We start from the raw sequence: 20,456 nt of genomic DNA, 5'->3' as shown, positions 1-20,456 counted from the left end.
AATTGTATAAAGCCGATAACTCATGAACAAACGTATTATTCTTACTGCTGCCTTTTTTGGTGCTTTGGCGGTTATTTTAGGAGCATTTGGTGCCCATAGTCTTAAAAACTTAATTAGCGCAACATCTTTAGAAATATGGCAAAAAGGAGTAGAATACCAGTTTTATCACACTTTTGCATTACTTTATTTATCTACATTTGCTAGGTATAAAAATAAACTGATAGGTTTTTCATATATTTTCTTTTCAGTAGGTATTCTATTATTTTCCGGCTCACTTTATTTATTAGCACTAAAAGATACTTATCATTTAGCGATAGCTCAATTTGTTGGACCAATAACACCTATTGGAGGTTTATGCTTTATTTTGGGATGGGTATGCTTGTTTTTAGCAGCACTAAAAGATAAATAATGCAATTTGCAGATACACTCGATTTTTCTGAAAGAGAAACTCTTTTTGTTGAGGTGATATTACCTTTATCACTTGCTATAAATTATACCTATCGTGTTCCTTTCGAGTTAAATGATAAAGTTGCAGTTGGTAAACGGGTTGTTGTGCAATTCGGAAAACATAAAATTTATACTGCATTAGTTAAAAGTATTGATCAACAGCCACCAGAATTTTATCAGGCTAAATATATAATTGATGTTGTAGATGATTATCCAGTAATTACAGAAAAGCAATTTGAGTTTTGGAATTGGATTACGTCTTATTATTTATGCAATGAAGGTGATGTAATGGCTGCTGCTTTACCTACAGGGCTAAAATTAGCAAGTGAAACAATTTTGGTTCTTAAGGATGAACTGCCAGAAGAATTAGAGTTAACAGAAAAGGAAAGCTTAATTATTAATGTTCTTCAAAAACAACAACGGGTTAGTATTGATGAAGTGATTGAACTGCTTGGACAAAAAACTGTTTATCCAATCGTAAATTCTTTATTAGCTAAAGAAGCTATTTATGTAGCAGAGGAAGTAATTGAGAAATATAAACCATTATTAAAATCTTTTATAAAACTTAATCCATTTTATAAGGAAGAAGAAAATCTTAAGCAATTATTTACAGTTTTAGAACGTGCACCTAAACAATTAGATGCGTTGTTAGCCTATTTAAAATTAGCCAAAGGCGATGTTTTTATACCTAAACAGCAACTGCTTGAAGAAAGTGGAAGTGGACAAGCTGCTTTAAAATTATTAATCGATAAAGAAATATTTAGTGTAGAAAAAAGAGCGGTTAGTAGGTTAAGTGACTCAAATGATGAATTTGAAGTCAATTTTGAATTGAGTAGTGCACAACAAAAAGCCTTCGAAGAAATTGAATTTCAGTTTACCAATAAAGATGTAGTTTTATTACATGGAATCACAGCTTCTGGCAAAACTCAACTTTATATTAAACTCATAGAAAAAGCGCTAGACCAAGGAGGACAAGTCCTTTTTCTCTTACCTGAAATTGCGTTAACTACGCAGATTGTGGAGCGAATTAAACGTTATTTCGGGGACAAAATCGGTGTATATCATTCGAAATTTAACGATAATGAAAGAGTAGAAATTTGGAACAAAGTACTGAATGGTTCTTATAAAGTTATTCTTGGCGCTCGCTCTGCAGTATTTTTGCCATTTAAAGAATTAAAATTAATTGTTGTAGATGAAGAGCATGAATCATCTTATAAACAACATGAACCAGCTCCTCGATATCAAGCAAGAGACGCAGCCGTTTTTCTTGGACATTTACATCAAGCTAAAGTTATTTTAGGCTCGGCAACGCCATCTATAGAAAGTTACTACAACGCTGAAACTGAAAAGTATGGGTTGGTAACATTAAATGAAAGATTTGGTGGAGTGCAATTGCCATTACAAGAAGTAGTTAGCATAGCTGAAGAGACTAAGCGAAAAAAAATGACATCGTATTTTACAAGTGTGTTGATAGATGACATGACTGTAGCATTAGAAAATAAAGAGCAAATTATTTTGTTTCAAAACAGGAGAGGTTATGCAACTATTTTAATTTGTGCAACTTGTGGATATGCTCCTAAGTGCGTTAATTGTGATGTTAGTTTAACTTTCCATAAAACCAGTGGTAAGCTACATTGCCATTATTGCGGTTATCATCAAAGCAGTATAAATATTTGTCCGGCTTGTGGGTCAGTGCACATTGAGCAAAAAGGATTCGGAACAGAAAGAATAGAAGAAGAATTAAGCCTTATTTTTCCAGATATTAAAATAGCAAGATTAGACCTAGATAGCACTCGAACAAAAAACGGAATGCAACAGATAATTTCTGATTTTCAAGATAAGAAAACACAGATTTTAATTGGTACGCAAATGGTTGCCAAAGGTTTAGATTTTGATAATGTTAGCTTAATTGGTGTTATTAACGCAGATACATTGCTTAATTACCCAGATTTCAGAGCATTTGAGAGAAGTTATCAATTATTAGCACAAGTAGCTGGTAGGGCAGGTCGTAGAGATAAACAAGGTAAAGTATGCATACAAGCTTATGATGATTCCCACCGTATTATTAAACAAGTAATTGAAAATAATTACAATGAAATGTACGTTGATGAAATGGCTGAGCGTAAGCAATTTAATTATCCGCCATTTACGAGATTAATATTTATTAACGTAAAACATAAAGATGCAAATGTGTTAAATTTTGCAGCACAAACTTTGGCCAATGCATTAAAAGCACAATTGGGTAATCGAATTCTTGGTCCTGAACAACCCTTAGTAGCTAGAATTAGGAATTACTACATCAAACAGATTATCATTAAAACTGAGAAAAATGCTGCAATACAAAAGGTAAAAACCGTATTAAAAGAAACGATTAAAGATTTTAATGCTCAAAAGAACTTTAAAAGTGTAATTACCCAAATTGATGTTGATCCGTATTAATTTTTGCTAACTAAGTGAATTTGTATTCCAATAGAAATTGGATTGAGTAAAAACTCCCATTTGTTATATTTTGAAATAGAAGTAGTGTTAGCAGCATCTTGCTGAATTGCCTCTTGCCTTTCGTAAGAATAATAGAAATCCAAGCTTGTTTCTGCAAAGAAAGATAATTGCTTTACTGGGCTTACTCTAATTCCTAGTAAAGGAGTAAAAATAAACCCATTTTTTTCTGCATCTACATTATAAGGCATGTTCATGTTTTTTGGATTTGTTGTTTTAACATCTCCGGTAAAACGGTTTGCACGAAAACCTAGATCCGAACCAAAATAAGGTTGAATTCTTGCATAGTTTAAACTTTTCTCAAAGCCAACCTTAAAAGAGTAGTCTGTTACTGTTCCACTTGCTATTTCGCAGTTTTCGCATTCATTATAAAATGAAATATCTTTTCTGAAATAATTTCCACTTAATCGATAGCTAATTTGATTATCGTTAAATTTAACCAAGGCACCGTTAAAATAAGTATTCGTATAACTTTGAGAATTGGTTTGATTTAATATTTTTGGCATTTGTATAGAACTGTAACCTCTTACACCGATACTATAGTTATAGTTGCCATCAATTTGAGAGAATGCAGAATAAGAAATAAGTAAGCAAAAAATACTAAATAATAATTTTTTCATAAGGGATGATTATAAATAATTAGATTTCAAAAATAGAAATTATTTACCATTAACACGCAATTGGTTTACCTCATGATAAGAATAAATTTTTAAGGTTGATTTTGTGTTTGTTAGCAATTAATTCCATTTAAACTCCTCAAATTTTAGGTACATTAGAGTTCAAAAAACTATTTTTGAGCCTGATGGCATATAAATTCATAGATAATTACAGAGAACAAGGCGCAAGGAAAAAGCTAGTCGAATTATTAAAGGAAAGGGGTATTACAGACCAACGTGTATTAAAAGCAATTGGTAAAGTACCGCGTCATTTCTTCTTTGACGAAACCTTTTGGAATCAGGCTTATAAAGATATTGCTTTTCCAATAGGGGATGGACAAACTATTTCACAGCCTTATACTGTTGCTTATCAAACCGAGTTGTTGCACATTCAAAAAGGGGATAAGGTTTTAGAAATCGGAACAGGATCAGGGTACCAAACATGCATATTAATGGAGTTGGGAGCTAAAGTTTATACAATAGAGCGCCAACCAAGTATTTATGCACATACTATCAAAGTTTTACCAGGGATGGGCTATAAAGCTAGTTTTTTTCTTGGTGATGGTTCTAAAGGAATTGAAGAGCATGCTCCTTATGCCAAAATTATTGTGACGGCAGGTGCTCCATTTGTGCCAGAAGTTTTATTAAAACAATTAAAAATTGGAGGTATTTTGGTTATCCCCGTGGGTGATGAAAAGTCTCAAAAAATGATTACCGTTATTCGTGTAAGCGAAAATGATTTTGATAGAATTGAATTAGATACCTTTAGGTTTGTGCCATTGGTTGGAGATCAGGCTTGGTAATTTAGCTCATTAGTTGAAATAGTTCACTCGTTCATTAGATTAAGCTTTTTACTAATGAACTAATGATACCAATGAACTAAACCTTCATCGCTCTATCCATTTCGCGTTTGCTTTCTCGATCTTTTATGCTATCGCGTTTATCGAACTCTTTTTTACCTTGTGCTAATGCAATTTCTATTTTTGCGAAACCTCTTTCATTAGTAAATATTCGTAGGGGAACAATTGTGTAACCTTTTTCTTCGCCTTTTACTTTTAATTTTTTAAGCTCCTTCTTTTTTAGCAATAAAACTCTATCTCTTTTTATGTCATGGTGGTGAAAAGAACTGTGGCTATATTCAGAGATATGAAGATTTCTAACATACAATACATCACCAATAAACATACAAAAAGCATCAGTCATGTTGGCTTTCCCTTGTCTAATTGCTTTAATTTCAGTGCCTAACAAAGCTATTCCTGCAATAAAACTTTCTAATACATGGTAATCAAAATAGGCTCTTTTATTTTTTATTTGAATATCGTTCTTCATAATATCTGCTAATATCTGAAAGAAAAGCCGATAAAATAAACTTTATCAGTGTTTTTGATCAATCCTAAGTTAAATCCTGCATCAAATTTTAAATTTTTTGTAACAGAATATCCCATACCACCATTAAATGATAAATCAAATTTTTTATTCTCAAAATCATAGTTGTAGTAGCTTTCAACAAATGTTTCTAAAGATTTACTGAGTTCTTTTCCAACAACAATAGATTGTAATAAGCCGGTATGATATCCACTCTGAATTGATTTTAAGATGTCTACTTGTATTTGAGTGCCAAAATCAAACCCATCTCCTATATCTACACTTAAAGGAAAAATAATGCCACCTTCAACTGCATTATTGTCTTTGCTAGTTGGTAAATTGATATAAGGCATTAATGCAAAAGCAGTTTTGCCACCATCATTTCCCCATAAATTATGCTTTATGCGAATTGTTAAATCTCCAAAGCCTGAAGTATTATTAAACTTTTTTCCTGTTGCATCTTTATCATAGGAATTAACATAACTTCCAACAACCAACTGTAAGTCAGTGTTATGTGTTAAACCGAGTTTTAAATTGGCTAAATTATAGTTGTTCTCTACAGAAGTAATTCCATCATTTTTACTTCGTGAGGTTTTAAACAGATCTGTTTCCATTTGAAAATGACCAGCGTCAACAGAATTAGGGTTTTCGGTTATATCTGGCCTGTCAGTAGACATATCTCGCATTTTATCTCTTGGTACAGGATTAAATAAAGTATACTTTTTTTGTAATTCAATCTGACTAAATGCATCACTCTGTATAATTGCCATTATAAGCACCAACAATATTATTTTTCTCATTTTATCTTACAATTAAAACTGGGATAGTTACTTTATGTCGCACAGAATCTACAGTAGTACCAAAAATTATATCTTTTAAGCCTTTATGACCATGAGCGCCCATTACTAATAATTCAATTCCATTTTGCTTACTAATTTCGGCTATTGCTTTTGCCGTTCCTCCAAATCCAATATGTGCACTCGATTCATAACCTAGTTCCTTTAAATTAAGACTATATTTTTCTAAATTTTCAGTATCTGCTTGCGTTTCATGATCCCTTGTATTTTGCCCTAAATATCGAGCTGCAGCTGTTTCAACAACATGAATTAAATAGTAATGTGCTTCCTTACCACCTTGAATTAATGCGTGTCGAATGGTATTTCGATCATTTTTCGAGAAATCTACAGTAATGCCAATTTTTTTGTAATTGATTTTATCAAAGTGTTCAATAGCTAAAGCATTTCCGTGAGGTACATTTCCAATCCTTTGATTTTTCTTGATAAAAGGGTATATGAAAATATAGATTAGTAATAAACCAATAGCAGCAGCAATCGGGATTACAATAGCATAAATATACCATCCGTTTGATGCAGCAATCCAACTTGAAATTTCCTCAACAACAAGTTTGATGTTTAAACTTACAATAACCACTGCACTCATCCATGCCAGAACTTTCACCCACGTTTTAATGGTAAAATCCTTCATTTCTTTTTTATCTGAGGTGAGATGTATTAACGGAATGATGGCAAATCCTAATTGTAAACTCAACACCACTTGACTTAAAATTAATAAGCCGCCTAAAGCATCGTTTCCAAACCATAAAATAGTACAAAAAGCAGGTATAATTGCTAATAAACGCGTAATTAAACGGCGCAACCATGGCTGAATTCTTAAATTCAGGTGTCCCTCCATAATAATTTGTCCTGCTAAAGTTCCAGTTATTGTAGAACTTTGCCCTGCAGCGATTAAAGCAATAGCAAATAAGGCGGGAGCAATTGGACCAAAAATATGGCTTAGTAATTTGTGTGCATCCTGTATCTCAGCAACTTCATGAAATCCATTAGTAAAGAAAGCTGCTGCTGCTAAAATCAAAATAGCGGCATTTACAAAAAAAGCAAGATTTAAAGCAATTGCAGTATCTATAAAATTGAATTTTATGGCTTCTTTTATTCCATTTTTATCTCGATCAAATTTTCTAGTTTGTACTAAAGAGGAATGTAGATATAAATTATGTGGCATTACAGTTGCACCAATAATACCAATTGCAATGTATAAAGCTTCTCCAGAAAGAAAGGAAGGTTCAAAGCCTTTGATTACATCTTTTATATTTGGCTCTACAATAAACATCTCTACTAGAAAAGAAATACCAACTATAAATACCATGGAAACAATAAAGGCTTCCATTTTGCGCATTCCTTTATTTAGAAGAAATAACAATAAAACTGTATCGAATATAGTGATTGAAATTCCCCAAATTAAAGGAATTTTAAAGAGTAAGTTTAAACCAATTGCCATTCCAATTACTTCTGCCAAATCACATGCGATAATTGCCGTTTGAGCTAAAATAAAAAGAGGAATGTTTACCCATTTTGGATAAGCATTTCTTGAGGCTTGGGCCAAATCTAATCCCCTTACAATACCTAAACGAGCACTTAGTGATTGTAATAAAAGCGCAATTAGGTTAGACATTAATAATATCCAAATCAGTTGATATCCAAATTTACTACCACCAGCAATATCCGTAGCCCAATTTCCAGGGTCCATATAGCCAACACTTACCAAATAGGCAGGGCCGATAAATGCTAAAATTCTTCTCCAGCCTTTACGCTTATTTGTTGATACACTTTGATGTACTTCGCTCAATGATTGTTTTTGGCTCATATTTATTTGCTAATTAAGATGTGTAACGCAACTTCTCTACTAATGTTTATTTTTTTCTCATCAATTAATAGTTCAACAGAACCATCGAAATCTAGAATCTCTGATACTTCTATTTTTTTACCTAAAGTCAGACCTAGTTTTTCTAGATGCTTTAAAAAAGGTGAGGAGTGTTCACTTACACCTGTAATAGTTCCTTTATCATTAATTTTTAGTTTACTTAACTTGATGAAAGATAAATCTGCAAAATTTCCATGTCGGTCTGGTATCGGATCTCCATGTGGGTCTACTTTGGGAAATTCTAAAAACTCGTCTAATCTTTCAGTTAGCAAAGTCGACTTAATATGTTCTAATTCTTCAGCAACTTCATGCACTTCATCCCATTTAAAATTTAGTTTCTCCACTAAAAAAACTTCCCAAAGACGATGTTTTCGAACAATATTAATTGCGGCTAGTTTTCCTTTTTCTGTTAATGTTACACCTTGATATTTAATATAATCTACTAATCCTTTGTCAGAAAGCTTTTTAAGCATATCCGTTACCGATGCTGCTTTAGTTTGTGTACGTTCTGCTATAGCATTTGTTTGTACCGGATTGCTTATTACCGAAAGGTGATAGATTGTTTTAAGATAATTCTCTTCAGTAAAGGATTGCATTTTTGTTTATCTAATTTTAAATTTAGACAAATCTAAAAATTATTTCGTAAAATAAAAGGTAATTTTTTTAAGATATTATAAAATAAAATTTGGCTTCTTCATACTATGTGCTACCTTTGGCTATAATCACTATTTTATGGCAACAGAATTAGATAAAATCGATTTTAAAATTCTTAAACTTTTACAAGAGAACGGAAGAATTACCAATTTACTTTTATCGCAGGAAATTGGTTTATCTCCCGCACCAACATTAGAGAGAGTTCGTAAACTTGAAATGGCTGGTTATATTAAAAGTTATCATGCTTTAGTAGATGAAGAAAAATTAGGACTGGGAATTAAAACTTTTATTCAGGTTCAGTTAGATTTCCATAAAAATAATACCATTCAGATCTTTTTAGATGAAGTAAATCAAATTAAAGAGATTACAGAATGCCATCATGTAACTGGTCAGGCAGATTTTTTATTAAAAGTTTATGTTAACGACATTAAGTCTTATGAACGCCTAATTATGGATAAAATCAGCAAAATTTCTGTTGTAAAAACTTTCCAGACAATGATGATTATGTCGACAACTAAAAAAGAACCAATTGTGCCTTTAGAATACTAGAATATAGAAGTTAAACTTTAGTTAATTCTCGATTTGCCAATTGATAGGTTTTAATCCTTCTTTTATAAGAATTTGATTGGTTTTTGAAAAAGGTTTCGATCCAAAAAAACCATTATATGCAGAAAATGGGGATGGATGTGCTGATTTAAGCACATGATGTTTGTGAATATCGATTAAAATTTCTTTTTGCTGGGCATATCTTCCCCATAATAAAAACACTAATCCAGTCTTTTTTGCAGATAATACTGAGATTATATGATCTGTAAATTTCTCCCAACCCTTATTTTGGTGAGATCCTGCTTCATGAGCTCTGACAGTTAGCGTTGCATTGAGTAATAAAACACCTTGATCTGCCCATGCAGTTAAGTTACCATGACTTGGAATTTTAAAACCTTCGATATCATCTGCCAATTCTTTATACATATTTTTTAAAGAAGGAGGGACGGCAACACCTTTTTGAACAGAAAAGGATAATCCATGTGCTTGGTTTTGTCCATGATAAGGATCTTGTCCCAGAATAACAACTTTAACCTTATCAAAAGGAGTGTGGTTAAAAGCATTGAAAATGTCTGCACCTTTAGGATAAACAGTAAATCCTTTTTGCTTTTCTTCCAGCAAAAAGGATTTCAATTCTTTCATATAAGCTTTTTCAAGCTCATCGCTTAAGACATTTAGCCAACCAGGCTCTAAAGCAGCAGCCATATTTATTTTGTTTTAGCAACAGCTAGTGCTTTAAGCATGTCTTTTTCTAATGTTTCTTGTGGTCTTTCAGTAATACGAGCAACCTCAGTTCCTTTTTTATCAGTAAAAATAAAGGTAGGTACATTCGTAATTTTAAGATTGTCGATTAAGCCGTTTTCCGCATGTTTAGTACCATCAACTGCAATAAACTCAATTTTATCTGCGTCAAATTTTAACGCATCCATGATTTTCAAAAAATGTGGAACTTGAAATTTACTATCACCACACCAAGTGCCTAAAACGATAGTCACTTTCTTGCCTTTTAAAAGTTTAGCCAATCCATCTAAAGATGTGGAATCTGGTTTATAACTAGCATAATTAGGGTCATAACTCTCTTTAAATTCGGCAAAACTTGTAATTGCCTCTCTAGTGCATTTATTCAGCATTATTTGTTTATGTCTATTTGGATCTTCAATTTTTTTATTTAATTCTTGCGCTCCTACGTTCATAGCAAATAAGATGATTAGGCCTGTTAATATGTTCTTCATATTATATTTTTTTGTTGAAATTATAAATTTTAAATCTAATTTTTGGTATTTAAACACGATATTTGCACAAATATTATAAAACTATGCCAAATTTAATACGTCTCATTATAGGTTTCGCTTTTGTAGGTGCAGCAATTGCACTCATGATTTTCGGTTTCTGGGGCTGGGGAATACTTTTAGTGTTTCTTAGTATTTTTATATTCGTTACTTATTTCTATAATGAAAACATGCTTATTGCTCAATGGTTTTTACGTAAAGATAATATGTCAAAAGCCGAGCATTTTTTAAGGAGAATTAAAAGCTACGAAAAAGAATTAAATAGAGTACAACATGGTTATTATAACTTGCTGATTGGTTTAATAGAGTCTCGAAAAGCTCCAATGAAATCGGAAAAGTATTTTAAACAAGCACTAAGTTTAGGTTTACATATGGATCATAACGTAGCTCTAGCTAAATTAAGTTTAGCTGGTATTGCCATGGGAAAAAGAAATAAGCGTGAAGCTCAAATGTATTTAACCGAAGCTAAAAAAGCAGATAAAAATAAATTACTAGCTGATCAAATTAAACAAATGAAAGATCAGATGGGATTAATGGACAAGCAACAGCAAGTTCGCTACAAATAGGTTTATTAAAAATGAATATTAAAGCTATCTCTTAGTAAAGAGATGGCTTTTTTGTTTTTATAGATTTAATTTTATTCTTTTTTGGAATGTGCTTTTCAAGTTCTTCAAAACCAAATTGAATTTTGAATTGTAGTGTATAGAAAATCTATACCTATGGCAACATCACAAGAAGGAAGTACTAACAATACTCAAGAACAAGATAATATTAAAGATTTAGGTGGATCTGAAGCAATAACAAAGCTTAAAGAATTAGCAGAAAAGGCAGAAAGCTGTTTTTTTTGTACGAACATTAAAACTGGCGTTCCGTTATCGATACGACCAATGGCAATCCAACAGGTTGATGAAGACGGCAACATTTGGTTTATGAGTATGAAGGATAGTCACAAAAATGAAGAAATTGCTACAGACCCGTTCACTCATTTACTTTTTCAGGCAGGTGCGCACTCAGGATTTGTAAATATTTATGGAATATCAGAAATCAGCCGCGATCAAGCTAAAATTGACGAACTTTGGAGTCCCTTTATTAAAACGTGGTTTCAAGGTGGAAAGGATGATCCAAATATTACTCTAATAAAAGTTATCCCTTCAGAAGGTTATTATTGGGATACTAAACATGGAACTGCTGTAGCATTCTTAAAAATGGCTGCTTCAGTTATCACTGGAAAAACAATGGATGATTCGGTAGAAGGGGTTTTAGATATTGATTAAAAGATATCTATTTCATATTTAAGATGCTGAAATAGATTTAGAGAATCAATTGCTGGTTACTTATCGTCTAAGTGATCAAATCCTTCAAATTCTTCCCTTTGATTTCTTTTACTTAAGATATCATCTTGATCCGCTTCACCTCTTTTAAAGAAAAATGCTTCGGCTTGTATTCTTTTTATTAATTGGTGAACCAAAGATAAATCGAAGGCTTCTTTACTTAATTTGATGCAGTATTCTCTATCTGTAATTTCTAAACTTGAAGTATTCATATAGCAATGATTTTATTTCGATTGCTGTAAATATAGAAAAGGCTTGCTAAATAATTGTTAGCAAGCCTTTTAAGTTTATGTTATGTTTGTGTTAACCTTCCGATTATTTACGTGATAAAAACAAACCATCATCAGTTTTATTCACTTTTAAAATTCCTTTACCGGTAAGCCCTTTTAAAGTTGTATCCCACTTTTTATTACTCCAATCAGTAAGTTTTGTTTTAATATCAGCTAAGAGAAATTGTTCTCCTTCCTTAACTAATGTGAATAAATCAGTTTCTTCAGCTGTAAGTTCTATTTTCTTTTTCTCTGGGCGCATCTGCGGGAAAAATAAAACTTCTTGTATGGTAGATTGGTTAGTCATTAACATTACCAAACGGTCTATCCCAATACCCAAACCTGATGTTGGTGGCATTCCGTACTCTAATGCACGAACAAAATCATCATCCATTGCCATTGCTTCATCATCGCCTCTGGCCGCTAATTTCAACTGTTCTTCAAAACGTTCTTTCTGATCAATAGGATCATTTAATTCTGAGTAGGCGTTGGCAATTTCTTTTCCATTTACAAACAGTTCGAAACGTTCAACCAAACCATCTTTACTACGGTGTTTCTTAGCTAATGGCGTCATTTCTAATGGATAATCAGTAATGTAAGTAGGTTGTATTAAATTGGCTTCTACTTTTTCGCTAAATAATTCATCAATCAATTTACCACGGCCCATCGAATCATCTATTTCGATGTTTAATTTTTTACATTCATTCGCAATTTCAGCTTCGCTCATTGCAGAAACGTCTATTCCTGTATATTTTTGTATAGACTCATACATTGTTAGTTTTTCGTATGGTCCTGCAAAATTGATCTCATGTTGACCAACTTTTACAATTGCTTGTCCATGGATAGCTAAAGCAATCTTTTCTAAACATTCCTCTACCATTTCCATCATCCAGATATAGTCTTTATAAGCTACATAGATTTCCATAGAAGTAAATTCTGGATTGTGGGTACGATCCATTCCTTCATTTCTGAACATTTTACCAAACTCATACACGCCATCAAAACCAGCAACAATCAATCTTTTTAAATACAATTCGTTCGCAATGCGAAGAAATAATGGCATATCTAAAGTGTTGTGATGTGTTGCGAATGGACGAGCTGCTGCACCTCCATGTACGGCCTGTAAAATAGGTGTTTCTACTTCCATCCAACCTTGATTATCGAAGTAATTACGCATGGTATTAATCACTTTTGAGCGATTAATAAAAATTTGTTTGTAATCTGGATTAACTGTTAAATCTACATAACGCATTCTGTAACGCAATTCGGGATTGGTAAATCCATCGTAAACATTACCATCATCGTCACGTTTTACAATTGGTAATGGGCGTAAAGATTTAGAAAGTACAGTGAATTTAGTAACATGTATAGAGATTTCTCCAGTCTGAGTAGTGAAAACATAACCTTCAATACCAATGAAATCGCCAATATCTAATAATTTTTTAAATACTGTATTGTAAAGTGTCTTATCATCTCCAGGGCAAAGTTCATCACGTTTTAAATAGATCTGAATACGACCTGTTGCATCTTGTAACTCGGCAAACGATGCAGCTCCCATAATGTTACGGCCCATTATTCTTCCAGCAAGGCTGATGGTTTTGTAGGCCGTTTTATCCTTTTCGTAATTCGCTAAAATGTCTGCTGCATTAGCATTGATTTCGTAAGCTTCTGCAGGATAAGGGTTGATGCCCAATTCGCGGAGCTGTTTTAGTGAATCGCGACGTAATAATTCCTGTTCTGATAATCCTGTACTCATGTATTGTATATTTTTGCAAAAGTAATGATTTACTAGCGTTTATGATAATCGCTAGCAATAAAAGCCGCAGAAACGCAGATTTTAATTTAAGTTGAAGGCCTCTGTTTAATTAATCAGCTTCAACCCCTTCTTGATACATTTCATTAATTGCTTCGGCGTATTTCTTTTCTACCACTCTACGCTTAACTTTCATAGTAGGAGTAATTTCACCTTCATCAATACTGAAAGGATTACGCTTAATTTTGAAATTTTTAATGCGCTCAAATTTAGCTAGTTCATTAGATATTTTCTTAATATCCTTTTCAAACCAATCTTTTATTTCCTTATTTTCTATAAATAGGTCTTCCTCTAGGAAAAATGATTCTTTTAAATTGAAAGTTTCCTGTAAAGTTTCTTTGTTTGGGATAATTATAGCTGTAATAAACTCACGCTTATCTCCAATTAAGAATAGCTGGTCAATTTTTGGACTTTTTAAATAGATGTTTTCAACAGGTGTTGGATATACGTTTTTGCCGTATGCATTTACAATCATGTTTTTCAACCTATCTGTGATTTGTAGGTTGCCCTTGTAAAAACGACCAATATCTCCCGTGTGGAACCATTTATCTTTATCAATAGCTTCGGCAGTTTCTGCAGGTTTGTTAAAATAGCCTTTCATCACACAATGACCACGAACAATTACTTCGCCTTCTGCGCATTCAAAATCTTCATTAAATGTATGATGAGTTTGTATGTTGATGATTTGCTTTGTTTCTACATCTTGAATTCCGATTTCAATACCAGGAATAACTCGACCTACGGTACCATATACCTGACGATGATATTCAGTTACAGACATAACTGGTGAGGTTTCTGTTAATCCAAATCCTTCTAAAATTTTGATACCTAAATCGCCAAAAAACTCTCCCACATTTTTAGGTAAGGCAGCACCTCCAGAAATCATGAACTTTAATCGTCCACCAGTTTTTTCTTTAATTTTACTGAATACTAATTTTTCAGCAATAGCTTTTTTGGCTCCTAAAATTAAGCCTGCACTTTTACCAGCTTCCTTCGCATAACGATAATCCTTTCCAGTTTCTAAAGCCCAATTAAAAATATTTGCTTTTAATCCACCAGCTGCAGTACCAGATTTAATTGCTTTATCATGAATGCGTTCTAATAAACGAGGTACACAAGCCATTACAGTTGGTCTCACTTCTCCCATATTTTTAGCTAATAATTCTAAACTTTGAGCAAAAGCAATTTTACAACCTTGAGCACAACACACATGATAAGTGGCGGTGCGTTCAAAAACATGAGAAAGTGGTAAAAATGATAAAAATGTTTCAGTTTCATCAATCACAGGAATCTGTTGTAAACACACATTTACGTTTTCTACAAAATTATTATGTGTAAGCATTACGCCTTTAGGTGTGCCGGTTGTACCCGAAGTATAAATTAAAGAGGAAACATCTGATGGTAAAACTTCTCTTCTTCTTTGGTTAATTTGTTGTTGCTCTTCCTTACTTACTGTTTTTTCCAATAAGGTGGTGAATGGAACTATTTCAGCTTTATTTCCTTCTGGGATTGATACTTTCTCATATCCAGCAAATGCAGGAATGATATATTTTAATTCTTGGCAATTAGCCGATATCTTTAAAATTTTCTTGAATAAGAATGGATTACCAATTAAAATTGCTTTAATACCAGAATCGTTAATGATATACTCTACTTCATGTTCGGATAAAGTAGGGTAAATGGAAGTATTGATGGCACCAATTTGCTGTATTCCTTGATCGAAATAAACATATTCTGGTGAATTTTCGATCATTAATCCTAATCTATCGCCTTTAGCAATACCCTTTTCTAAAAAAAATGCTGAAATAGAATCTGCTCTAAGTAAAGTATCCTTAAAGGAAATTTCTTCCCAAGTTGTATTTCTTTTATGTATTAAAAAGGTTTCTTCAGGTTTGTGAATATTTTCTACGACATTACGTAATAAACTAGGAACAGTAGAAAATTCATTAAATGATACCATGTGCTAATTTTTGGTTTGTTTTGGAATAACAATGATAAACTTTTCGCTTTAATAATACAAGCTAGCTTATGCATTGAGTAACAAAAAAGGCACCGAAAAATCGATGCCCTCTAGGAAATTTAATAAAAGTATATTAAACAGAAAAACTTTCGCCACAGCCACATGAGCGACTAGCATTAGGGTTATTAAAAGCAAATCCTTTACCATTTAGACCATCAGTAAAATCAAGTTCAGTACCTGCCAAGTATAAAAATGATTTCATATCTAAAGCTATTTTAATACCGCGGTCTTCAAAAAACTGATCGCCGGTTTTTGCTTCGTTATCGAAATCTAAATTATAAGATAAACCAGAGCAGCCACCACCTTTTACAGAAACACGTAAAAAGTAATCAGAACCTAATTCAGAATCCTGCATTAAGTGATCAATTTTGCTTTTTGCTTTATCAGTTATAGTAATCATAATATTTTGTTATGAATTGTGTATTAAATGTCTACAAGTCAAGGACTTAACCTAAACCAAACTTTTAACACGTAAAAGCTATTAGTGATGAGATTTAGCTAATTCAAATGCTTCTAAACCGTTTTTAACGCGATAATCGTTAATTGCAGATTTAATTGCATCTTCTGCCAATACAGAACAGTGAATTTTTACTGGTGGTAAAGCTAATTCTTCAACAATATCCATGTTATCGATCGTTAAAGCTTCATCAATTGTTTTTCCTTTTAACCACTCAGTAGCTAAAGATGAAGAAGCAATTGCCGAACCGCAACCAAATGTTTTAAATTTAGCATCAGTAATTACATTGTTGTCATCAACTTCAATTTGCAAACGCATTACGTCTCCACATTCAGGAGCACCCACTAAACCTGTACCAACAGATTTACTGTCTTTATTTAAAGTGCCAACATTGCGAGGGTTGGTATAATGTTCCATTACTTTTTCTGAATATGCCATATCTATATTTTCTTTAAATCTCCTTTAGGAGATGAATTATTAATTAGTTATCATTTAACAGGTTTCAGCAGTTACTACAAAGTGCCAATTGAAGACTGTTAACTATCTAGTGTTCTGCCCACTCAATTTTACTCAAATCGATACCATCTTTAAACATTTCCCAAAGTGGAGAAAGGTCTCTTAAGTGGTTAACGGCTTTTTTAGTATTTTCTATAGCGTAATCAACTTCTTCTTCGGTTGTAAAACGTCCTAAACCAAATCGGATAGAAGAGTGTGCTAAATCATCAGATAAACCTAAACTTTTTAATACATAAGATGGTTCTAAAGAAGCCGAAGTACAAGCAGAGCCAGAAGAAACTGCTAAATCTTTCATTGCCATCATTAAACCTTCACCTTCTACATATTTAAAAGAAATATTTGCAACATGTGGTAAACGGTGTTGTGTATTACCATTTACATAACTTTCTTCCATAGTTGTTAATGCAGCTTCTAATTTATCACGTAAAGCAGATAAACGTTTTGCTTCTTCATCCATTTCTAAGCGACAAAGTTCGCAGGCTTTACCTAAACCTACAATACCCGGTACGTTTAATGTTCCTGAACGCATACCACGCTCGTGGCCACCGCCATCCATTTGAGAAGTAACTTTAACTCTTGGATTTTTACGACGTACATATAAAGCGCCAACGCCTTTTGGTCCGTACATTTTATGAGCGCTAAATGCCATTAAATCAATCCCATCTTCAATTACGTTCACTGGTATTTTACCAACTGCTTGTGTTGCGTCGGTAAAAAATAGAGCGCCATGTTTGTGTGCAATTGCAGCTATTTCTTTAACAGGTTGTACAACTCCAATTTCATTGTTGCCATACATAATCGTTACTAAAATAGTTTCTGGGGTCATTGCAGCTTCTAATTCAGCTAAATCAATTAAACCATCTTCCTTTACTTTTAAATAAGTAACTCTCGCACCTTGTTTCTCTAAATGTTTACAGGTATCTAAAACAGCTTTATGTTCTGTAGTTGCGGTTATAATATGATTACCTTTTTCTGAGTACATTTCAAACACGCCTTTAATACCTAAATTATCAGCTTCTGTAGCGCCAGAGGTAAAAATGATTTCTTTTTCGGTACAGCCAATTAATTTTGCTACTTGCTCACGAGCATAATCAACACCTTCTTCGGCTACCCAACCAAATGGATGGTTACGGCTAGCTGCATTACCAAATTTTGTTGTAAAATACGGCAACATAGCCTCAAGCACTCTAGGATCGAGTGGGGTGGTAGCATTATTATCTAAGTAAATCGGAAGTTCCATTATTTTTAATTATTCTTATTAATACACAAAGATACAAAAAAACTTTACGAACAATTATAAATAATAGCTATGAAGCTATAGTTAAAACATGCATTTTTACATTCCCATAACCATAACAGCTATGAATAAGATAGAACATATTGGCATTGCCGTAAAAAACCTGACTAATTCGATAGATATTTATCAAAAATTGCTAAATACTGATTGTTATAAAACAGAGCTAGTTGCCTCGGAAGCTGTAAATACTGCTTTTTTTAAGACTGGAGATAATAAAATAGAATTGTTAGCAGCAACATCGCCCGATAGTGCTATCGCAAAATTTTTAGAGAAAAAGGGAGAGGGAATTCACCATATCGCCTTTGCTGTTGATGATATTTTAGAGGAAATGGAACGTTTAAGAAATGAAGGTTTTGTATTGCTTAACGATCAGCCAAAAAAGGGAGCGGATAATAAAATGATTTGTTTTGTACATCCTAAAGAAACTAATGGAGTTTTAATGGAACTTTGTCAGGAAATTAAATGGGTTTAATTAGTTTATTAGTTTCATTGGGTTGGATGAATATTAAGTTTGAAAAGGTATTAAAATTATTGTCATGAGCGATATTACATCATTGCTAAAAATTATCAATAAAGATTTCGATTTGCCGGAAAACTTAAATGAAGATCAGCTTTTGGAAGTGATGGTGAATGCATTTGCTTATCTAATAGATGAAGATTTTCAGAAACTTTTGCAAATTTTATATAAAGCTGATGTAGATCAGGATAAATTAAAGATCTTATTAGAAAATACAGCAAATTCCAGCTCTGCTGAAATAATAGCACAAGCTTATATTGCCCGACAAAAAGCAAAAATTGAAACTTGGAAAAAGTATTCTAACAGATAATTAATCAATATTTTTATTATGTAGATTAAATTTAGTTGTTCACTTGCAATTAAAAAATAAAATTATGATATTTGCATCCTCTAAAATTAGACGAAAATAAATTTAAAAACATGAAACTGCCGTGGGTAAACTCCCGCAAAAAGCAATAAAACGCTTACGATAGCTTCATAAACATAAAAAAAATAGAAATGAAAAAAGATTTGCATCCATCAAGCTACAGATTCGTAGTATTTAAAGATATGTCTAACGAATATGCGTTTTTGACTAAATCTTGCGTTGAAACAAAAGAAACTATTAAATGGGAAGATGGTAATGAGTATCCTTTATACAAATTAGAGATTTCTCACACGTCGCACCCTTTTTATACTGGTAAAATGAAATTGGTTGATACTGCAGGTCGTATCGATAAATTTAAAACTCGTTACGCTAAAAAATAATTATAGCTATAAACTAAATATTTCGAAAGTCCCGATGCATTGCTCGGGACTTTTTTTATTTTTGTTGCTTACGACCCAGTCATATCTTCACCCATTAAAATAATAAATAAATTATGATAACTTCATTACCATTGAAAACGATTTTATGCAAATGAAAATCAATTTATTTGATGATAAATCTTGGCTTTCGCTTAGACCGCTAACATTTACAAGGCCTGTAGCTGATTTAAGAATTGGCATTTTAACCATTGCTGAAAAATGGGCTAAACATTTTAATGCTGATTTTGGCTATGTAACACAAGATTATCTAAGTGTAAAATATCCATCAGCTGCTGCTAATATATTTATTAATGGTTCGATTTGTCCCGATGAACAATTAATAGAAGCAGTTCTAAATCTAAAAGCTGATGAAGTTTTGGTTAAAGGCGAAATAGTTATTGCTTATAAGGAAAAACTAAGCTTTAATGATGCCATAAATAAATTGAAACAAGTAAACTATTCTACTGTTTTTACTCAAGTTCAATTTCCTGAAGATATATTCAGAAATAACCACACAGAATTAGTTAAAGATTTTGATTTATTAACTAAAGGAAAAACATCAGCTACGCTAAGCAATACGAATACTTTTTTAGGAGATAATATTTTTGCAGAAGAAGGCGCAACGGCTGAATGTTCTACATTTAATAGTTTACAAGGACCAATTTATTTAGGTAAAAATAGTCAAGTTTGGGAAGGATGTTTCATTAGGGGTTCTTTTGCGCTGTGTGAAGGATCTTCTGTAAAGATGGGCGCTAAAATTTATCCCCAAACTACCATTGGTCCACATAGTAGAGTAGGAGGCGAAATTAATAATGCTGTAATTTGGGGTTATTCATCAAAAGGACATGAAGGTTACTTAGGGAATGCAGTTTTAGGTCAATGGTGTAATATTGGTGCGGATAGCAATAATTCAAATCTTAAAAATAATTACGCTGAAGTTCGTCTTTGGGATTATGAAAAAGAAAGCTTTCGTAAAACAGGGTTACAATTTTGCGGGTTAATTATGGCCGATCATGCTAAATGCGCTATTAATACCATGTTTAATACTGGAACTGTAGCAGGAGTAAGCGCTAATATATTTGGGGCGGGATTTCCACGCAACTTTATACCAGATTTTGCTTGGGGTGGTGCACATGGATTTGAGGTTTACGGTTTAAATAAAATGCTAGAAACAGCAACAAAAGTTTACGACAGAAGAGATACAATATTAGATACAACAGAAACAGCTATTCTATCGCATGTTTTTGAACTGACAAAAAAATATAGACACTTTTAGATT

23 protein-coding genes are annotated in these 20,456 nt (G+C 32.7%); 10 read left to right on the top strand and 13 right to left on the bottom strand.

What is annotated here, in order from left to right; translation table 11 throughout:
• Nucleotides 1–22 precede the first annotated feature (22 nt).
• Nucleotides 23–409: a DUF423 domain-containing protein gene (locus HQN85_RS05540; RefSeq protein ID WP_173269713.1), complete on the top strand. Its 387-nt coding sequence runs from the start codon at nt 23–25 to the stop codon at nt 407–409.
• On the top strand, nt 409–2,886 hold the full coding sequence (gene priA, locus HQN85_RS05535; RefSeq protein WP_173269711.1) for a replication restart helicase PriA: 2,478 nt from the start codon (nt 409–411) through the stop codon (nt 2,884–2,886). Before HQN85_RS05540 ends, priA begins: the two co-directional genes overlap by 1 nt.
• On the opposite strand, the gene HQN85_RS05530 is transcribed toward priA, so the two are convergent.
• Entirely contained in the window at nt 2,883–3,563 is a 681-nt protein-coding gene (locus tag HQN85_RS05530; protein ID WP_173269708.1) for a hypothetical protein, read from the bottom strand. The genes priA and HQN85_RS05530 overlap by 4 nt on opposite strands.
• Nucleotides 3,564–3,745: 182 nt before the next feature.
• On the opposite strand from HQN85_RS05530, the gene HQN85_RS05525 reads away from it, so the two are divergent.
• Nucleotides 3,746–4,402, top strand: coding sequence for a protein-L-isoaspartate(D-aspartate) O-methyltransferase (locus HQN85_RS05525; RefSeq protein ID WP_173269706.1), 657 nt, complete (start codon nt 3,746–3,748; stop codon nt 4,400–4,402).
• A gap of 76 nt (nt 4,403–4,478) precedes the next feature.
• Here the strand turns inward: HQN85_RS05525 and smpB are convergent, their stop codons facing one another.
• From smpB to HQN85_RS05505, 4 genes are read right to left on the bottom strand one after another with little or no spacing between them, the layout of a single operon-like run.
• Nucleotides 4,479–4,928, bottom strand: a complete 450-nt coding sequence (smpB, locus tag HQN85_RS05520; RefSeq protein ID WP_173269703.1) for an SsrA-binding protein SmpB — start codon at nt 4,926–4,928, stop codon at nt 4,479–4,481.
• Between the two features lie 8 nt (nt 4,929–4,936).
• A complete protein-coding gene (locus tag HQN85_RS05515; protein ID WP_173269700.1) occupies nt 4,937–5,764 on the bottom strand; it encodes a transporter in 828 nt (275 codons plus the stop codon).
• Nucleotide 5,765: 1 nt separating this feature from the next.
• Nucleotides 5,766–7,625 (bottom strand): Nramp family divalent metal transporter, encoded by a 1,860-nt coding sequence (locus tag HQN85_RS05510; protein WP_173269697.1) that lies wholly within the window; start codon nt 7,623–7,625, stop codon nt 5,766–5,768.
• 2 nt (nt 7,626–7,627) lie between these two features.
• Nucleotides 7,628–8,278 carry a metal-dependent transcriptional regulator gene (locus tag HQN85_RS05505; RefSeq protein ID WP_173269694.1) on the bottom strand — a complete coding sequence of 217 codons (651 nt, stop codon included), beginning with the start codon at nt 8,276–8,278 and terminating at the stop codon, nt 7,628–7,630.
• A gap of 136 nt (nt 8,279–8,414) precedes the next feature.
• Here HQN85_RS05505 and HQN85_RS05500 point away from each other — a divergent pair, with 136 nt between their 5' ends.
• On the top strand, nt 8,415–8,885 hold the full coding sequence (locus tag HQN85_RS05500; RefSeq protein WP_173269691.1) for an Lrp/AsnC family transcriptional regulator: 471 nt from the start codon (nt 8,415–8,417) through the stop codon (nt 8,883–8,885).
• A 21-nt stretch (nt 8,886–8,906) separates the two neighbouring features.
• On the opposite strand, the gene ung is transcribed toward HQN85_RS05500, so the two are convergent.
• The gene (gene ung, locus HQN85_RS05495) at nt 8,907–9,587 is read right to left on the bottom strand and encodes a uracil-DNA glycosylase (protein WP_173269689.1); all 681 of its coding nucleotides are present in this window, start codon (nt 9,585–9,587) and stop codon (nt 8,907–8,909) included.
• A gap of 2 nt (nt 9,588–9,589) precedes the next feature.
• On the bottom strand, nt 9,590–10,114 hold the full coding sequence (locus HQN85_RS05490; RefSeq protein ID WP_173269686.1) for a TlpA family protein disulfide reductase: 525 nt from the start codon (nt 10,112–10,114) through the stop codon (nt 9,590–9,592).
• An 83-nt stretch (nt 10,115–10,197) separates the two neighbouring features.
• Here HQN85_RS05490 and HQN85_RS05485 point away from each other — a divergent pair, with 83 nt between their 5' ends.
• Nucleotides 10,198–10,737, top strand: coding sequence for an inorganic phosphate transporter (locus HQN85_RS05485; protein WP_173269683.1), 540 nt, complete (start codon nt 10,198–10,200; stop codon nt 10,735–10,737).
• Between the two features lie 153 nt (nt 10,738–10,890).
• Nucleotides 10,891–11,445 carry a pyridoxamine 5'-phosphate oxidase family protein gene (locus HQN85_RS05480; RefSeq protein WP_173269680.1) on the top strand — a complete coding sequence of 185 codons (555 nt, stop codon included), beginning with the start codon at nt 10,891–10,893 and terminating at the stop codon, nt 11,443–11,445.
• Nucleotides 11,446–11,501: 56 nt separating this feature from the next.
• On the opposite strand, the gene HQN85_RS05475 is transcribed toward HQN85_RS05480, so the two are convergent.
• From HQN85_RS05475 to HQN85_RS05450, 6 genes are all read right to left on the bottom strand, one after another.
• Nucleotides 11,502–11,714, bottom strand: coding sequence for a hypothetical protein (locus tag HQN85_RS05475; RefSeq protein WP_173269678.1), 213 nt, complete (start codon nt 11,712–11,714; stop codon nt 11,502–11,504).
• Between the two features lie 103 nt (nt 11,715–11,817).
• The gene (gene lysS / locus HQN85_RS05470) at nt 11,818–13,527 is read right to left on the bottom strand and encodes a lysine--tRNA ligase (RefSeq protein WP_173269675.1); all 1,710 of its coding nucleotides are present in this window, start codon (nt 13,525–13,527) and stop codon (nt 11,818–11,820) included.
• Between the two features lie 109 nt (nt 13,528–13,636).
• Nucleotides 13,637–15,544: an AMP-dependent synthetase/ligase gene (locus HQN85_RS05465; protein WP_173269672.1), complete on the bottom strand. Its 1,908-nt coding sequence runs from the start codon at nt 15,542–15,544 to the stop codon at nt 13,637–13,639.
• Between the two features lie 133 nt (nt 15,545–15,677).
• Nucleotides 15,678–16,004 (bottom strand): HesB/IscA family protein, encoded by a 327-nt coding sequence (locus tag HQN85_RS05460; protein WP_173269669.1) that lies wholly within the window; start codon nt 16,002–16,004, stop codon nt 15,678–15,680.
• 81 nt (nt 16,005–16,085) lie between these two features.
• Nucleotides 16,086–16,499 carry a Fe-S cluster assembly scaffold IscU gene (gene iscU, locus HQN85_RS05455; protein WP_090992274.1) on the bottom strand — a complete coding sequence of 138 codons (414 nt, stop codon included), beginning with the start codon at nt 16,497–16,499 and terminating at the stop codon, nt 16,086–16,088.
• Between the two features lie 106 nt (nt 16,500–16,605).
• A complete protein-coding gene (locus tag HQN85_RS05450) occupies nt 16,606–17,817 on the bottom strand; it encodes an IscS subfamily cysteine desulfurase (protein ID WP_173269666.1) in 1,212 nt (403 codons plus the stop codon).
• 121 nt (nt 17,818–17,938) lie between these two features.
• On the opposite strand from HQN85_RS05450, the gene mce reads away from it, so the two are divergent.
• The 4 genes from mce to HQN85_RS05430 all read left to right on the top strand — a co-directional run bounded on the left by mce (nt 17,939) and on the right by HQN85_RS05430 (nt 20,453).
• Complete coding sequence (gene mce / locus HQN85_RS05445; RefSeq protein ID WP_173269663.1) at nt 17,939–18,346, top strand: methylmalonyl-CoA epimerase; 408 nt, start codon at nt 17,939–17,941, stop codon at nt 18,344–18,346.
• 64 nt (nt 18,347–18,410) lie between these two features.
• Nucleotides 18,411–18,701 (top strand): hypothetical protein, encoded by a 291-nt coding sequence (locus tag HQN85_RS05440; protein ID WP_173269661.1) that lies wholly within the window; start codon nt 18,411–18,413, stop codon nt 18,699–18,701.
• A gap of 188 nt (nt 18,702–18,889) precedes the next feature.
• On the top strand, nt 18,890–19,138 hold the full coding sequence (locus HQN85_RS05435; protein ID WP_173269657.1) for a type B 50S ribosomal protein L31: 249 nt from the start codon (nt 18,890–18,892) through the stop codon (nt 19,136–19,138).
• 151 nt (nt 19,139–19,289) lie between these two features.
• Nucleotides 19,290–20,453: a putative sugar nucleotidyl transferase gene (locus HQN85_RS05430; RefSeq protein WP_173269655.1), complete on the top strand. Its 1,164-nt coding sequence runs from the start codon at nt 19,290–19,292 to the stop codon at nt 20,451–20,453.
• Nucleotides 20,454–20,456: the final 3 nt, after the last annotated feature.

The organism is Pedobacter boryungensis (assembly GCF_013204825.1).
Lineage (GTDB): Bacteria > Bacteroidota > Bacteroidia > Sphingobacteriales > Sphingobacteriaceae > Pedobacter > Pedobacter boryungensis.
The sequence above is the reverse complement of the archived record's forward strand: the minus strand, read 5'-3'. Positions and strand labels throughout refer to the sequence as shown.

Excerpts from the sequence above, each read along its gene's own strand:
- HQN85_RS05540 (WP_173269713.1), top strand. The coding sequence starts at position 23 with ATGAACAAACGTATTATTCTTACTGCTGCCTTTTTTGGTGCTTTGGCG.
- HQN85_RS05440 (WP_173269661.1), top strand. The coding sequence starts at position 18,411 with ATGAGCGATATTACATCATTGCTAAAAATTATCAATAAAGATTTCGAT.
- HQN85_RS05465 (WP_173269672.1), bottom strand. The coding sequence starts at position 15,544 with ATGGTATCATTTAATGAATTTTCTACTGTTCCTAGTTTATTACGTAAT.
- HQN85_RS05430 (WP_173269655.1), top strand. The coding sequence starts at position 19,290 with ATGAAAATCAATTTATTTGATGATAAATCTTGGCTTTCGCTTAGACCG.
- HQN85_RS05480 (WP_173269680.1), top strand. The coding sequence starts at position 10,891 with ATGGCAACATCACAAGAAGGAAGTACTAACAATACTCAAGAACAAGAT.
- HQN85_RS05515 (WP_173269700.1), bottom strand. The coding sequence starts at position 5,764 with ATGAGAAAAATAATATTGTTGGTGCTTATAATGGCAATTATACAGAGT.
- ung (WP_173269689.1), bottom strand. The coding sequence starts at position 9,587 with ATGGCTGCTGCTTTAGAGCCTGGTTGGCTAAATGTCTTAAGCGATGAG.
- HQN85_RS05505 (WP_173269694.1), bottom strand. The coding sequence starts at position 8,278 with ATGCAATCCTTTACTGAAGAGAATTATCTTAAAACAATCTATCACCTT.
- HQN85_RS05475 (WP_173269678.1), bottom strand. The coding sequence starts at position 11,714 with ATGAATACTTCAAGTTTAGAAATTACAGATAGAGAATACTGCATCAAA.
- HQN85_RS05435 (WP_173269657.1), top strand. The coding sequence starts at position 18,890 with ATGAAAAAAGATTTGCATCCATCAAGCTACAGATTCGTAGTATTTAAA.
- HQN85_RS05525 (WP_173269706.1), top strand. The coding sequence starts at position 3,746 with ATGGCATATAAATTCATAGATAATTACAGAGAACAAGGCGCAAGGAAA.
- HQN85_RS05485 (WP_173269683.1), top strand. The coding sequence starts at position 10,198 with ATGCCAAATTTAATACGTCTCATTATAGGTTTCGCTTTTGTAGGTGCA.
- HQN85_RS05500 (WP_173269691.1), top strand. The coding sequence starts at position 8,415 with ATGGCAACAGAATTAGATAAAATCGATTTTAAAATTCTTAAACTTTTA.
- HQN85_RS05510 (WP_173269697.1), bottom strand. The coding sequence starts at position 7,625 with ATGAGCCAAAAACAATCATTGAGCGAAGTACATCAAAGTGTATCAACA.
- mce (WP_173269663.1), top strand. The coding sequence starts at position 17,939 with ATGAATAAGATAGAACATATTGGCATTGCCGTAAAAAACCTGACTAAT.
- HQN85_RS05460 (WP_173269669.1), bottom strand. The coding sequence starts at position 16,004 with ATGATTACTATAACTGATAAAGCAAAAAGCAAAATTGATCACTTAATG.
- lysS (WP_173269675.1), bottom strand. The coding sequence starts at position 13,527 with ATGAGTACAGGATTATCAGAACAGGAATTATTACGTCGCGATTCACTA.
- HQN85_RS05490 (WP_173269686.1), bottom strand. The coding sequence starts at position 10,114 with ATGAAGAACATATTAACAGGCCTAATCATCTTATTTGCTATGAACGTA.
- priA (WP_173269711.1), top strand. The coding sequence starts at position 409 with ATGCAATTTGCAGATACACTCGATTTTTCTGAAAGAGAAACTCTTTTT.
- HQN85_RS05450 (WP_173269666.1), bottom strand. The coding sequence starts at position 17,817 with ATGGAACTTCCGATTTACTTAGATAATAATGCTACCACCCCACTCGAT.
- smpB (WP_173269703.1), bottom strand. The coding sequence starts at position 4,928 with ATGAAGAACGATATTCAAATAAAAAATAAAAGAGCCTATTTTGATTAC.
- iscU (WP_090992274.1), bottom strand. The coding sequence starts at position 16,499 with ATGGCATATTCAGAAAAAGTAATGGAACATTATACCAACCCTCGCAAT.
- HQN85_RS05530 (WP_173269708.1), bottom strand. The coding sequence starts at position 3,563 with ATGAAAAAATTATTATTTAGTATTTTTTGCTTACTTATTTCTTATTCT.